Below are 13,879 nucleotides of genomic sequence, written 5' to 3'. Positions count from 1 at the left end.
ATGCGGGTTCGCCGCTGGCATACTCATTTTCTGAAATCACACGCAAAAAAGCAATCACAAAAGTGGAATTTAGGGAAAAAGGTGATGTGCAAATTGACTTTATTCCCTTTTTGCCAAAACGACCCTTGCGTGAGATAAAAGGCCCTCTGGAGGGATTGCTGGAGGCGGCAAAAGCAGAGGGTGGCTCTGAGGATTATATTCGGGGGATACTTACAGATACCATGGCATTAAATGACCCATTGGGTCAACTTCGTATTTTCTACCCCAACCTAATGACATTAGAGGTGGAAGCAAGAACCTATGAAGAACGGGAATTTTCCTATTCAGCGGAAGATACATCACCCAAAGAGCTGTTCCAATTATTTTTCGAAAGGCAAAATCAAAAGGAAATGAATGATCTGCAAAAACAAGCGGTAAGAAAAGCTTGGGATGAATTGGGGGATGAACAGGAATGAAGCCCATACATTTAACAATTTCTGCTTTTGGCCCCTTTGCGGAGAAAATCGAGATTCCATTTTCAAAGCTTGGAGCGGGAGGTCTTTTTCTTGTCAGTGGTGACACTGGGGCAGGGAAAACCACCATTTTTGATGCCATTTGTTTCGCGTTGTTTGGTGAAACCAGTGGCTCTAACCGAGGGATTGACAGTGTTCGAAGTGATTTCGCCCAAGGAACCACAAAAACATACATAGAATTATTATTTCAACATAGAGACAAAACTTATCGTATCATACGCAATCCTGCCTATCGCCGACCGAAAAAGAATGGAGAAGGAATGACCACAGAGGTGGCGGAAGCATCATTATTCTGTGAAGAAGAAACCATTTCCACAGGCTTTGTTCAGGTAAAGAAAGCGGTGGAGGAGCTCTTATCCGTAGATGCAAAGCAGTTTAAGCAAATCGCCATGATTGCCCAAGGTGAATTTTTAAAACTCTTATATGCAGAAAGTAGTGAAAGAGGAGCAATTTTTCGAAAAGTTTTTCATACCAATACCTTTGCTGATTTCCAGCAAAGACTAAAGGAAACAGAAAAGCAGAATCGTACCCAATTCGAGGATAGTGAAAGAAAGTTGCTTCACTATTTGCAACAGCTTTCCCCCTTAGATCGTTTTGATGAAAAGAATTTAATTTATCAAGCTGAAGGTATATTAGAGGAAGAGGAAAAGGCTTTTGCAGATGCACAGAAGGAAATGTTACACCTTAAAGGGGAGAAAGCAAATCTTTTAAAAAAGGAGCAGGAGCTTACTCGGGATATCAGCAAGGGTGAAATCAATAATAAGCGTATTGAAAATTTAGAAAAAGCAAAAATGGAACTGCAGCAATTATCTGAGAAGAAGGATGAGAAACAAAAAAAACAGGAGTTTCTTTTGAAGCAAAGAATTGCTCAGGATTATGTGCTACCTCTGGAAAAATCAATGCTTCATGAAAGAGAAATGCTTGAGGAAACAAAGAGCCAGATAGTAACCTTTGGGAAAAAATTAAGTGCGCTCTATCCGGTTTTAAAGAGCATTGAGGAAGAGCGGCAAAAACAAGACGATGTACAGCCAAGGTTGAACGAAGAGAGAATTCGTCTGAAGAAAATGGAAAGTGATTTTGCAGACTATTCCAGAAAAGAAGCTTTACAAAAAGAGAAGGTTGTTTTAAAGCAAGAAAAGCAATCTTTGGAGAAAGACATAATCACAATAAAAAGCAAGATTAAGGTTTTAGAAGAGACTATTTCTGAAGTTAAAGCAAAGCTAGAGGAAAAGCCCCTTATGGAAAAAAAGGAGCTGATGATTGAGCAAGCAAAACAAGGTAAAAAAGAAAGAGAAAAACGAATCAAACAGATTATTTCCATGCAAGAGGCCTTAAAATTGGATGAAATTGCCCTGGAAACTTTAAGAAAACAATACAAGATGGCTGAGGCACGGTGGAAAGAAACAAGACATAATCGAGAAGCTATAGAAATGGCATATTTAGGGGAACAGGCAGGTATTCTAGCTGAGAAGCTTCAAGTGGGTACCCCATGCCCGGTGTGCGGCTCATTAGATCATCCCAAAAAAGCTGTCCTTTCCTTAACGGCACCAACGGAAGAAGAATGGAAAAAATCCAAAGCTGATGAAGAGCTGGCCAGTGTCAGTTTGCAAGAAATTGCATCAAAAGGAAAGGAGCATTCCGCAAGATGCCAAGTGCAAAGAGAAAATATTGAAAAATCTTGTACCGAGGAGGCTGTTTCCACAGAAACGATACAAGAGGATTTGAAATGTATACAAGAGGAAATAGACACCTTGGAACTTGAGTTAAAAGCACATAAGACCAAGTTATTGGAGTTTTCAAAGCTAGAAAAAACTTTGGAGATGGAATCCACATCCCTAGATGACCAAAAGAAGCAATTAGAAGCCATAGAAATAAAAATCAAGGGCAATATTGAAAAATCGGGACTTTTGCAAGGGGAATTCATTTCTTTAGAACAACGCCTTGAGAAAAATACTACAGCGGAACAAGCGAAATTGGCAATTGATGGGTTACAACGGTATATAAATAAAGCAGACGAAGAATATAAACGTATACTTACTCTTTTTCAGGAGAAAAAAGATGAAGTTCAAAAACTAGAAACGCGCTTAGAGGAAAGCCGAAGTGTAGCTTTACAGGGAGAAAAACGGTTAAAACAAGCCGTATCACTGTTTAATTCCATGATGGAGGAAAAAGGATTCCTAACTGAGGAACAGTACCATTTAAGTTTGCCAGCGAGCAGAGAAACTTTGGAGCAGGAGGAGCAAAAGGTTCAAGCATTTTTCTATCAATTGACACAACTTGAAAACTTCGTTCAACGTACAGAATTAAGTGAGGAAACCAAAATCTATGATTTGACAACACTCCAGAACGAGAAGGATGTCATTGCTTTGCGTATAAATGCCATTGATGATGCATTGGAAGAATTAAATGGAAGCAATGCCATTCGAGAAATTGCTTTGCAAAAGGGAAAAGCAGAGTTCAAAATTCGACTAAAATTAGAAAAACAGTATTTGCCCATTCTTGAACTATCTAAAACAGCAAATGGTGAACTCTCCGGTAAAGACAAAATTACCTTTGAATCTTTTGTACAAGGATTTTACTTTGATCGTGTGCTTCGGGCTGCAAACTTGCGCTTGGCAGAAATGACTGAAGGGAGATATCGTTTACTTCGTGCAGAAAATGCTTCCGATAAACGCAGTCAAAGCGGTCTGGAGATGGAAGTAATGGATTATTATACAGGAAAGAGCCGCTCCGTGAAATCCCTTTCGGGCGGTGAAGCCTTTAAAGCCTCCCTTTCTTTGGCCTTGGGTCTTTCTGACGTAATTCAGAGCCATGCAGGCGGTGTTCAAATTGATGCCATGTTTATCGATGAAGGCTTCGGCGCTTTGGATGAGCATTCCAGAGAACAGGCTGTACAGGTCTTACAGCGGCTGTCCTTTGGAAATAGATTGGTGGGTATTATATCCCATATTACTGAATTAAAAGAAAACATTGAAAAGAAAATTCTGGTTCAGCGCAGTTCAAAAGGTAGCTCCGTTGAGGTGATTTCTTAAGTTTCATAGTAATTAGATAACAACAGGTTTGTGTTTCAGGCCTGTTGTTTTTATGTGGTCAAAAAGACGAATTCTCAAGCTATTCTTTCTTGCTGTTATCCAGACAAACACATGATTTTTTATGGTGCATATTTTAATAAAGATAGGGGGCGGGATAATGGAATGGTCAGAAAAAAAAATTCTTGTAATGGGCGGAGATCTTAGGCTTCTTTACTTGGCTGATGCATTAAAAGATGTTTTTCACCAAGTAGGAACCTATGCCTTGGATGGTGCGGGACAATTATCGGGGATTGAAAGGTTTGAATCAATGGAAAGTGCCATGCAATGGGCAGATATCATAGTTACGCCTGTACCTTTTACGAAAGATGGCAAGCTTCTATTGACGAAAGATGACACGGTAGTCCTGTTGTCTGATTTTTCTGAACAGTTAAGAGAAAACACAATTTTATTTGGAGGCAATATTGCAAGTGGCGTAATGGAAGCGGCACATCAAAAAAATGTGCATTGCTATGATTTTATGAAAATGGAAGAAATTGCAGTTGAAAATGCTATTACAACTGCTGAGGGTGCTATTGCTGAGGCAATTACCTTAAGCACCCAAAATATGAATCAAGAAAATTGTCTTGTGTTGGGATATGGTCGATGTGCGAAAGCTATTGCAAAAAGATTACAAGGCTTGGATGCCAAAGTAACCATTGGAGCAAGAAAAGAGGCTGCAAGAGAAGATGCAAAAGCACAAGGCTATCAAGGGGTTTCTTTGAACGAATTACCTGAGCTTATTTCTACACAGCAATTTATTTTCAACACAATTCCTGCCATGGTGTTAGATGCACAACTCATTGATAAGGTAAACCCCCATGGGGTTATAATTGATATTGCTTCAGCACCGGGAGGTACGGACTTTGAAGCTTGTAAGCAAAATGGGATTACAGCAAAGTTATCCCTAGGAATTCCCGGTAGATATTCGCCAAAAACCAGTGCACGTATTTTATTGGGTGGTATTGTAGCCTCATTGGAACATTGATTAGGGGGAGTTTATGATGAAATTAGAAGGTAAAAATATCGGTTTTGCAATTACAGGTTCCTTTTGTACATTTGATAAAATTATCAAAGAGTTGGAACAATTGAAGCGGGAAAAAGCAAACATAATTCCTATTTTATCCACAAATGCAGCAACCATGGATACAAGATTTGGGAAGGCAGAAGAGTTTTTGAAAAAAGTTGTGGAAATAACAGGCAATGAACCGGTTTTAACTATTGTTGACGCGGAACCCCTTGGACCTCAAGGGATGCTGGACATTTTAATTATTGCGCCTTGTACAGGAAATACCATCGCAAAGTTGAGCAATGGCATTACCGATACCTCTGTGCTGATGGCTGCGAAGGCTCACATGCGCAACAATAAACCTTTGGTTATTTCCATCTCAACCAATGATGCGTTGGGGCTGAATTTAACCAATATTGGCTGTTTAATGAACACAAAAGGTATTTATTTTGTTCCCTTCCAACAGGATAACTATGAGGGAAAACCCAAGTCTATGATAGCCAGAACAGAATTGATTGTTCCAACTTTAGAATTTGCATTTGATGGTATTCAAATGCAACCTTTGCTTCAATAGAGATTGTGAAAAGGAAAATTTGGATTTGAGAAGAGATTCATTCGAAAAAATATTTTTATTCTGCAAAACACCCAATTGCTTCGTCCCCAAGCAGTTGGGTGTTAATTTTTGTCTTTATGCATCAAAAAAACCAAGATTATATGACAAACTTTATATTTATCAAGCAAAGCAGTGTCTATAAGCTATCTTGGTGTTTATAAAAAAGTTAGAAAGCCAATCAATTTTCGTGACTCGTTCATATTTATTTTACAATTTTATACTGCTTGAAACCTAGCTCAAAATCAACAGCCTTTAATATTTTTAAAAAGTTTTTATTGACAAACAAAATTGAGATGCTATAATAAAACAAATTAAATATAAAAGCTATGACGAAGAGGGCTGAGTTGCTGCGTTTACAGAGAGTCGGGTTTGGTGGAAACCGATAACAAAAATACTTAATGCCTATGGCTTCTGAGCTGAAGGTTCGAAAACATGAAAATGTCGGTAGGCTCCTTCCGTGATTGCTGCGTAAAAGCATAGGGCTTGTTTGAGCCTGAGAGGTGGCATTATTTTTATAATGCAATTTGAGTGGTACCGCGGGAATATCCCGTCTCAAAGTTTATCTTTGAGACGGGTTTTTTTAATTTCAGACAGAAAAAAAGGAGGATTTGAAAATTATGAGTGATTACAGAATAGAAACAAAATGCGTACAGGGCGGTTATACACCACAAAACGGTGAACCGAGACAAATTCCTATTATTCAGAGCACTACATTTAAATATGAGACCAGTCAGGAAATGGGAAAGCTTTTTGATTTAGAGGAAAACGGCTATTTTTATTCCAGACTGCAAAATCCTACTTGCGACTATGTTGCGGCAAAAATTTGCGAAATGGAAGGCGGCACAGCGGCTATGTTAACCTCATCAGGTCAGGCTGCAAACTTTTTTGCCATTTTCAACATTGCATCCAACGGAGATCATGTAGTTTCTTGCTCAACAATTTATGGTGGCACTTACAATTTGTTTTCCGTTACCATGAAGAAAATGGGTGTTGACTTTACTTTTATTACACCGGATTGTACGGACGCGGAATTGGAAGCTGCGTTTAGACCAAACACAAAAGCTGTTTTTGGTGAAACCATAGCAAATCCTGCTTTAACTGTTCTTGACATTGAACGCTTCGCAAACGCAGCCCATGCCCATGGGGTACCGTTGGTAATTGATAATACCTTTGCAACCCCTGTGAATTGCCGACCTTTTGAATGGGGTGCGGATATTGTTACCCACTCCACAACAAAATATCTTGATGGTCACGGCGCCGGGGTAGGTGGTTGTATCGTGGATTCTGGCAAATTTGATTGGAAGGCAAATGCAGAAAAATTCCCAGGCCTTTGCACGCCTGACCATAGCTATCATGGCATTACTTATGTGGAAAAATTCGGCCAAGGTGGTGCGTTTATCACCAAGGCGACAGCTCAGCTGATGAGAGATTTTGGTTCATCTCAATCCCCTCAAACAGCATTTCTTCTAAATTTGGGATTGGAAAGCCTGCATGTAAGAGTGCCTCGTCATTGTGAAAACGCCCTTGCTGTTGCAAAATATCTAAAAGAAAATGACAAGATTACGTGGGTGGTATATCCTGGTTTAGAGGGAGATAAGTTCTATGAAACTGCACAAAAGTATATGCCAAATGGCACATGCGGTGTTGTAAGCTTTGGCGTAAAGGGCGGAAGAGAAGCTGCAGAAAAATTTATGAATGGTTTGAAGCTTGCTTCCATTGCAACACATGTTGCTGATGCAAGAACCTGTTGCCTGCATCCTGCAAGCGCTACCCATAGACAAATGAACGAAAGTGAACTTGTTGCAGCGGGAATATCCGGTGATTTGGTTCGTTTCTCCTGCGGATTGGAGAATGCACAGGACTTAATTGATGACATTGAACAAGCTTTAAATCTAATATAAAAGTTCTAAAAAAACACGACATTAACGATTCTATTTTAAAGGGATGTATTTTGTTTACAATAAAGAAAGCGGTGATAAATAATGCCAATCAAAATACCTAACGAGTTACCTGCGGTAAAAGTATTAACTGAGGAAAATATCTTTGTTATGACGGAGCACAGAGCCATAACCCAAGATATACGTCCCTTAAAAATATTGCTATTAAACTTGATGCCTACAAAGATTGATACCGAAACACAGATTTTCAGACTTTTAGGAAATACGCCGTTACAAATTGAGTTGGAGTTGATTCATATTAAGTCTCATATTTCAAAAAACACTTCAAGTGAACATTTGCTGGCGTTTTACAAAACCTTTGATGAAGTCAAAAACGATAATTTCGACGGCTTTATTATTACTGGCGCTCCTGTGGAGAAAATGGATTTTGAAGAGGTCGACTATTGGGATGAATTGAAAGAAATGATGGAGTGGAGTAAGACAAATGTTCATAGCACATTCCATATTTGCTGGGGTGCTCAGGCTGGGCTTTATTATCATTATGGAATTCAGAAACATCAAATGGATGAAAAGCTTTTTGGCGTATTCCCTCATGTGATTGATAAGAAAAATTCAATGCTTTTAAGAGGCGCAGACGATGTGTTTTTTGCACCCCATTCTAGATATACAACAGTGAGTGAAGAAGATATTAAAAAAGTAAGTAATTTGGAAATCTTGGCTTCCTCTAAAGAGGCAGGCGTCTATGCGATATCTTCATTAGATGGCAAACAAATTTTTATTATGGGGCATTCGGAGTATGATCCTTACACGCTGGATAATGAGTATAGACGGGATAAGAACGCCGGGTTGGATACAGCGGTTCCTGCTAATTATTTTCCCAATGATGATGACACAAAATCACCTCTTGTACGTTGGCGTGCCCATGGGAATTTGCTTTATTCTAATTGGTTGAACTACTACGTCTATCAGACGACTCCTTATGATATAACGAAAATCAACAGATAGTCCAGTGTTTACAAGGGTTTGGGAAGTTGGGCATGATTGATAAAAGTATCGTAAAGTATCGCAATATAGTGCCGTTTGGTATGAAAAAGGGGTACGGATGGGGTACGATTTTATAGTAAATGGGGTACGAAAAAAGACCATTAAATAATACTTTGAACATCTAAATAAGTGTCTATATGTTTAGTAGAAATACAAGCGTATAGGCACTTATTTTAGTGCTTAAAATATGCTTTTTATTGCCTCAGAACGACAAGGGATTAGAGATACATATTTCTACTGGTTAAAACAAAATCGGCTTTACAAGGGCAAAATAAAAGGAAATGAGCATAACAATTTAATATCCAAGATATGAGTACAAAGGAGGATGAGTAATATGATAACGAAAAAAGACATAGTAGAAAGAATTTCAGAAATATCAGGCATGAAGAAAGTTGATACACGGTTGTTCTTAAATGCAGCTATTGAAGCATTTGGTGAATTGTTAGAAGAGGATGGTAAAATTAAAATCGTCAATTTTGGTAAATTTGAGGTCAGGGATTATAAAGAAAGACTCAAGTATAATCCGCAGACAGAAAAAATGATATTAGTACCAGCTTGCAAACGAGTTAAGTTTACTTGTGGTAAAGAATTATTTCAGAAGCTTAATAAATAATGACCCGCTTCCGCTACAACTATAAATAGAAAACAATCATTAGATGGTGATACATATGTGTAGCCATCTTTCTTTATGTAAAATTACAGGAGGGTAATAATGTTTGAATTAGAAAAAGGTGTATTAGATACGAAAAAGGCAAAAATTGAAAAAATACAAGGAGATGAAATCTTTGTACAAGTACATAGGACTGAAAATTATTGGATTTCAAATTATGGTCGATTAGTAAATAATTTAAGAAAAAATTACCATATTCACAAGACGGGGGACGTTCACTTTACCATTAATCAAATTGACATAGATGGAAGTAAATTTCCTGTTGATACCTGTCCATCTAAATTAGTGGCAGAGCATTTTCTTGAACCTGGTTATGGCAAAAATAGAATATGGTTTATTGATGGAGATAAGTCAAATAATTATTATAAAAATTTGATATATGTATCAACGAAAGAGTTGGAAAATTTAAATCAAAAAAGAATCACTATAGCAGATTTACATAGAAATCAAGAGTATATTCCATATGCCACAATAAAGGGAAGTAAAGCACGTCAAATTTATAATGGGGTTGTAATGAGATGTTTTGACAAAGAGGTTAAAAAACAATATCCTCACTATGCAGAATCCACTATGTATGAAGGTTGGAAAAACGACTTCGAGTTATTTCAAGAATGGTATGAAGCTAATTATTATGCGTGCGATAATGAGCAGATGGTTATTGATAAAGACTTATTATGTAAGGGAAATAAGGAGTATGCTCCAGATAAATGTTGTATTTTGCCTTGGACTTTGAATGTTATGTTGTCAAATTGTAAAAGGCATTATGCTAGAAAGACAAAAAATATAAAGGATAAAGGGCTTCCTTACGGCGTGCGTTATGATGAAAAAATGGATAAATACTATGGTCAAATATCTATTGATAAGGCTTTAGGGGGAGATGGTCAAGCTTTTACTATAAATTATTGGGATACACCAGAAGAAGCGTTTGCAGAATATAAGCGTCATAAAGAGGCATGTATCTTGTTAATGGCAGATAAGTATAAGCGGAAGATTCCCAAGAGGGTTTATGATGCTCTGTGTAGGGTGGAGGTTGAACCTTGGTGATTATTCTTTATGGATTTGCATTGGTGGAATTAGTTTTCACCGTGATGTTATTTTCTTTAGAGGTTGGCTTATAGGGAAAAATTGTTAGATTTTGGAATGATTTGGTGGTATAATATAAATTAATTTTTATGTCTTGGTTTAGGACGAGAAATGGTTAAGTAAGCTTTATTTTTAGATAATGATAATGCTTTTAAAATCTGTACATTTAAAATATAGGCTAATAATTAAAAAATAATCTCTGCACTAGGAGGAGAAACAAAATGGCAAAAACTTGTAATGTATGTGGCAAAAAAATTGGGTATTTAGATGTACCGTTAATTTTAAATGATGGAAGCCTTGTTTTCTGTGAAAAATGTAAAAAAACAGTAAGTGACCCATTGTTTTTAATAAGGAATGCCAAATCTATTGATGAAATAAATGAGTTAAATAAAAGTTTAAAAGATGAACTAAAAAATGATGGTGCTTCAGATAATATATTGGGAATAATAGATGATTTTTGCAAAGATTATATTGCTAAAAACTCTAAACATTTTGAAAATAAACAACACGCACAAATATTAGAAAAACGATTACAGGAGGAACAAGAAAGAGTTAATTCTATTACTAACCACGAAATAGATTTACATATGGTAACCACAGGTTTCAATTTTGAAAATTATTATATTGAAAAATACTGTGGTGTTGTTAGTGGAAGCATTGTTTTGGGAACTGGCTTTTTTTCAGAAATGTCAGCAGCTTTTGCAGACTTAACAGGAGAACAATCCAATCAATTTTCAAAAAAAATGGAGTTGGCAAAAGACAAAGCACTTGAAAAACTAATTATTAATTCAATTGCAAAAGGCGGTAACGCTTTAATTGGAGTTGATTTTGACTTTGTAAATTTTTCTAATAATATGATTGGGGTATCTGCTAATGGCACTTCGGTAATAGTTGACTCAATTAAATAATTTAAAACTTGCATTCAATATAAAATCTTTAGACTAGGAAAAAATGTTAATCCTGCAAAATCAATACAAGATAAAGTAATTTAATCCTTTATTATTTAGTGGGTGACTTATTTATGGGAAAGAAAAATAGATTAGCAAATCATAGTGGAATTATCACCATTAAGAATAGTAAGTCTAAATCAAATAAACACGTTAAACGTGGCGAAAAAGGAAAAGACTGCATATATTTCAATGATGAAAAATTGACTTGTGATAATCGTTTTAGCGGCTATTATAGACAATTTTGCCAATTAAGTTACTGTGGAAGATTTAAACCCAAAGAAAGTAAAGTTAATAATGAATTATCAGACTATGACGAGAGTTATATTCAACCACCCGACAAAGCAAGTGTACATGAATTTACTAATGAATATATTGGGCTAAGTAAAAATATTGGTACACCATGCCACATTGATTACCTAAAAAGCAAAGGTTGTAGGAGGCATAGAGCAAGATGTATTTACTATGATAAAATTAAAAAGTTTTGTGGCTGGTTTATGACTAAATGTACTGGTTCCTCACATTGTGATAAATATAAAGAAAAAGAATGGTATTTGAAATCTGACAAGTGGAAGTCTGATACTGATATTGAGTTTGAATAAAATCAGGGGGAGATACATGTTGAAATTATATGATGCAATATATAATGCTATAAGTTTGGACGAAGCAATAACTAGAGCGAGTAAATATACTGAGTTTAGCAAGGATCAATTTAAATGCGAAGTTATTAAAGAGCCTATTAAAAAGGGACTTTTCAAGAAAGAACTTGGGAGCTTTCATTGTTGGTATGAGTATGAAAATTTTGACCTAAGTAAAGAATTACACATAGCAGACGCTGCGTTATATTTTGATAATAATAGAAAAAAGATTCTTGTTCTTAGAGCAGGATATAAGATGTATGAAATAGGCTATTCCACTTTGAAAGATTATGAGATGGTTGTAGTTTCTAAGACAAAAACATATACCATTAGTAACTCTAACAAGGCATTAAAAGGAGCATTATTGTTTGGTACGACTGGTGCAGTTGTAGGTGCATCAAAGTCTAATATTGAAAGCGAAACAGTTGAGCGAGCGGAAATAATAATTAGACTAGTATTTACAGACAAAGAACCTTTTGAAATCCTTACTTGTAATTCTGCCTATGAAACGGATGATAAGGAATGGAGAGCTGTCCTTGATCAGGCAAAGATTATAGATGAATACTTTAAAGAATTAATAGGGATAAAAAGTCAAACTAGCTATTAAAAGTTTCAGTTAAAAAACGAATGTTTCAATGTTGAAAAATAGAGAGTATCTCAAGTTTTGGTAGTATCCTAAAGTTTGTGTAAACCTCTAAACTGGTGAGTACCGTAGGAAAAAAGGACTAATTGTATTTAGTCCTTTTTATGTTACCTTTAAAATTTACTATCGCAATTTTTGCATCTCCAAGTTTTACCTAAATCTCCTGCGCCAAAAATTCCAAATGCCCCCATTTTAGCTACCTTACCAGCAGAAGATAATTTTTCGAGGTCTGTACTACCACATACTGGGCAATGAGGTATTGATTGACCTTGCTGTTTTGGCGTTCCTACATATTTAACTGAGTCACCTATTTTTTTATCCGTTTGTTCCAGTAAATTAAATTTGTAATTTCTAAGACGATATTTGTATGACTGTTCTTCAAAAATCAAACCGCCTCTTCTTAACGTAAGTTTCCTTAAAAAGTCTGTAAAAGCAATTTTTCCATCTTCTAATTTAAAATCGGTTACTATGTAATTAATGGTTTTATAAGAAGGATTTTTAGCATCATGACAGTTTTGGCAAACGACAGATTCATAATCATCCATATTTTTATCAATGATTGCATTATCTATACATCTAGGACAATAGGCATAATGATAATTTGGTTGATCTTTACTAGGTTCGGTCGAAGGCTTATTATTTGAGTAATCATTAATTGGATAACCACAGTGAATACATGCAATTGCTTTATCACTAATTTCTTTTCCGCATTCAGGACATTTTATTAACATTTTATACCACTCCTTTTAAATGACATCATTATATCCCAAGTGGTTTAATTTTACAAATTATTCTTAATATGTAAGTGTTGAGATATACCAGAAGTAAGTAATTTCTTATCAGGGTTTTTTATTGCAGTTGGTAAAGAAAAATGTTATTTGCTTGCAGAATCTTTTGTATTTGTTTCTTCAATCTTTATGGCTGTACCACTCATTATTACGCCAACAAGAGAATCCCCAAACATAGTGTAATCTAAATCAATTCCAATTAGTGCATTCGCTCCTAACATAAGAGCTTGTTTTTTTAGATCTCTTAATACAGTAGATTTTGTCTGTTCTAGTATAGATGAAAGAGAAGTAGATTCTGCTCCAATTATGTTTGAAAGGGACGAAGAAATACCCTTAAATATACCCATACCCATTACCTTTTCGCTACTAATGAAATCAAAATATTCGATAATTTTATATCCTTCAAAATTAAAACCTGATGAGGTTAAGAAATTTTTATCAAATTTGTCATCAGAAACAATATTCGTAATTGTTTGTTCGGAATTGTATTCCAATGCTTTATCTTTTATTGCAACGGTAATATTATCCTTAGAGAAATCAGGGATATTTTCTATATTTGCTAATTGAGAAATTGCATATTGTGCTTCTTTTGATTCAGGATATTTTTCTATAATTGTTTGATATATCACATACGCTTTTACGTAATCTTTCTTGTTATACTGTAAATCATATGCATTTGAATATAAGTCTTTTGATGTTCGTTCCATAAAAATAGATACCCCCCATTAAATTTATTGAATATACGTATATTACAATAAAACCCAGTATTTTTGAATAGATATAAGGCTATTTCTATAATTAAGTTTTCGGTGGTCAAATTTAGTTGTGATGTGTGGATACATCAGATACCCCGCTTTCCCACAAATCAAACGCTTTCAAAAATGTAAACTACGCCCCCATACCTGCATATGCTATCCCATTATACCCCTATGAATATACCATGCTTTAGGGCTGTTTTAGCCTTTA

The 13,879-nt window shown here is 35.7% G+C and carries 13 protein-coding genes and 1 other annotated feature; of the genes, 11 read left to right on the top strand and 2 right to left on the bottom strand.

Annotation, left to right across the window (positions count from 1 at the left end):
- From RTK36_RS05660 to RTK36_RS05610, 11 genes are all read left to right on the top strand, one after another.
- Positions 1-455, top strand: a 455-nt coding sequence (locus tag RTK36_RS05660) for an exonuclease SbcCD subunit D C-terminal domain-containing protein (protein ID WP_312045146.1), incomplete at its 5' end; no start/stop codon positions are given.
- On the top strand, positions 452-3,544 hold the full coding sequence (locus RTK36_RS05655) for an SMC family ATPase (protein ID WP_312045145.1): 3,093 nt from the start codon (positions 452-454) through the stop codon (positions 3,542-3,544). The genes RTK36_RS05660 and RTK36_RS05655, both read left to right, overlap by 4 nt.
- Positions 3,545-3,701: 157 nt before the next feature.
- On the top strand, positions 3,702-4,568 hold the full coding sequence (dpsA, locus tag RTK36_RS05650; protein ID WP_312045144.1) for a dipicolinate synthase subunit DpsA: 867 nt from the start codon (positions 3,702-3,704) through the stop codon (positions 4,566-4,568).
- A 16-nt stretch (positions 4,569-4,584) separates the two neighbouring features.
- Positions 4,585-5,163, top strand: coding sequence for a dipicolinate synthase subunit B (locus tag RTK36_RS05645; RefSeq protein ID WP_312045231.1), 579 nt, complete (start codon positions 4,585-4,587; stop codon positions 5,161-5,163).
- Between the two features lie 356 nt (positions 5,164-5,519).
- Positions 5,520-5,760 (top strand) — a binding site (T-box leader).
- A 59-nt stretch (positions 5,761-5,819) separates the two neighbouring features.
- Complete coding sequence (locus RTK36_RS05640; protein WP_312045143.1) at positions 5,820-7,103, top strand: O-acetylhomoserine aminocarboxypropyltransferase/cysteine synthase family protein; 1,284 nt, start codon at positions 5,820-5,822, stop codon at positions 7,101-7,103.
- A gap of 81 nt (positions 7,104-7,184) precedes the next feature.
- The gene (gene metA / locus RTK36_RS05635) at positions 7,185-8,105 is read left to right on the top strand and encodes a homoserine O-acetyltransferase MetA (RefSeq protein ID WP_312045142.1); all 921 of its coding nucleotides are present in this window, start codon (positions 7,185-7,187) and stop codon (positions 8,103-8,105) included.
- A gap of 373 nt (positions 8,106-8,478) precedes the next feature.
- Positions 8,479-8,757: an HU family DNA-binding protein gene (locus RTK36_RS05630; protein ID WP_312045141.1), complete on the top strand. Its 279-nt coding sequence runs from the start codon at positions 8,479-8,481 to the stop codon at positions 8,755-8,757.
- Positions 8,758-8,856: 99 nt separating this feature from the next.
- Positions 8,857-9,858, top strand: coding sequence for a hypothetical protein (locus RTK36_RS05625; RefSeq protein WP_312045140.1), 1,002 nt, complete (start codon positions 8,857-8,859; stop codon positions 9,856-9,858).
- A gap of 260 nt (positions 9,859-10,118) precedes the next feature.
- Entirely contained in the window at positions 10,119-10,805 is a 687-nt protein-coding gene (locus RTK36_RS05620; RefSeq protein ID WP_312045139.1) for a YbjQ family protein, read from the top strand.
- 113 nt (positions 10,806-10,918) lie between these two features.
- The gene (locus RTK36_RS05615; protein WP_312045138.1) at positions 10,919-11,446 is read left to right on the top strand and encodes a hypothetical protein; all 528 of its coding nucleotides are present in this window, start codon (positions 10,919-10,921) and stop codon (positions 11,444-11,446) included.
- Positions 11,447-11,462: 16 nt separating this feature from the next.
- Positions 11,463-12,089 (top strand): hypothetical protein, encoded by a 627-nt coding sequence (locus RTK36_RS05610; protein WP_312045137.1) that lies wholly within the window; start codon positions 11,463-11,465, stop codon positions 12,087-12,089.
- Positions 12,090-12,238: 149 nt separating this feature from the next.
- Here the strand turns inward: RTK36_RS05610 and RTK36_RS05605 are convergent, their stop codons facing one another.
- A complete protein-coding gene (locus RTK36_RS05605) occupies positions 12,239-12,856 on the bottom strand; it encodes a zinc ribbon domain-containing protein (protein WP_312045136.1) in 618 nt (205 codons plus the stop codon).
- Between the two features lie 143 nt (positions 12,857-12,999).
- Positions 13,000-13,620: a YbjQ family protein gene (locus tag RTK36_RS05600; protein WP_312045135.1), complete on the bottom strand. Its 621-nt coding sequence runs from the start codon at positions 13,618-13,620 to the stop codon at positions 13,000-13,002.
- Between the last annotated feature and the right edge of the window lie 259 nt (positions 13,621-13,879).

Origin of the sequence: Anaerotignum sp., from assembly GCF_031981185.1 — a bacterium.
Taxonomy (GTDB): Bacteria; Bacillota; Clostridia; order Lachnospirales; family Anaerotignaceae; genus Chakrabartyella.
Note: the sequence above shows the minus strand (reverse complement) of the source record. Positions and strands in the feature narration are given on the sequence as shown.

Excerpts from the sequence above, each read along its gene's own strand:
- RTK36_RS05655 (WP_312045145.1), top strand. The coding sequence starts at position 452 with ATGAAGCCCATACATTTAACAATTTCTGCTTTTGGCCCCTTTGCGGAG.
- dpsA (WP_312045144.1), top strand. The coding sequence starts at position 3,702 with ATGGAATGGTCAGAAAAAAAAATTCTTGTAATGGGCGGAGATCTTAGG.
- RTK36_RS05645 (WP_312045231.1), top strand. The coding sequence starts at position 4,585 with ATGAAATTAGAAGGTAAAAATATCGGTTTTGCAATTACAGGTTCCTTT.
- RTK36_RS05640 (WP_312045143.1), top strand. The coding sequence starts at position 5,820 with ATGAGTGATTACAGAATAGAAACAAAATGCGTACAGGGCGGTTATACA.
- metA (WP_312045142.1), top strand. The coding sequence starts at position 7,185 with ATGCCAATCAAAATACCTAACGAGTTACCTGCGGTAAAAGTATTAACT.
- RTK36_RS05630 (WP_312045141.1), top strand. The coding sequence starts at position 8,479 with ATGATAACGAAAAAAGACATAGTAGAAAGAATTTCAGAAATATCAGGC.
- RTK36_RS05625 (WP_312045140.1), top strand. The coding sequence starts at position 8,857 with ATGTTTGAATTAGAAAAAGGTGTATTAGATACGAAAAAGGCAAAAATT.
- RTK36_RS05620 (WP_312045139.1), top strand. The coding sequence starts at position 10,119 with ATGGCAAAAACTTGTAATGTATGTGGCAAAAAAATTGGGTATTTAGAT.
- RTK36_RS05615 (WP_312045138.1), top strand. The coding sequence starts at position 10,919 with ATGGGAAAGAAAAATAGATTAGCAAATCATAGTGGAATTATCACCATT.
- RTK36_RS05610 (WP_312045137.1), top strand. The coding sequence starts at position 11,463 with ATGTTGAAATTATATGATGCAATATATAATGCTATAAGTTTGGACGAA.
- RTK36_RS05605 (WP_312045136.1), bottom strand. The coding sequence starts at position 12,856 with ATGTTAATAAAATGTCCTGAATGCGGAAAAGAAATTAGTGATAAAGCA.
- RTK36_RS05600 (WP_312045135.1), bottom strand. The coding sequence starts at position 13,620 with ATGGAACGAACATCAAAAGACTTATATTCAAATGCATATGATTTACAG.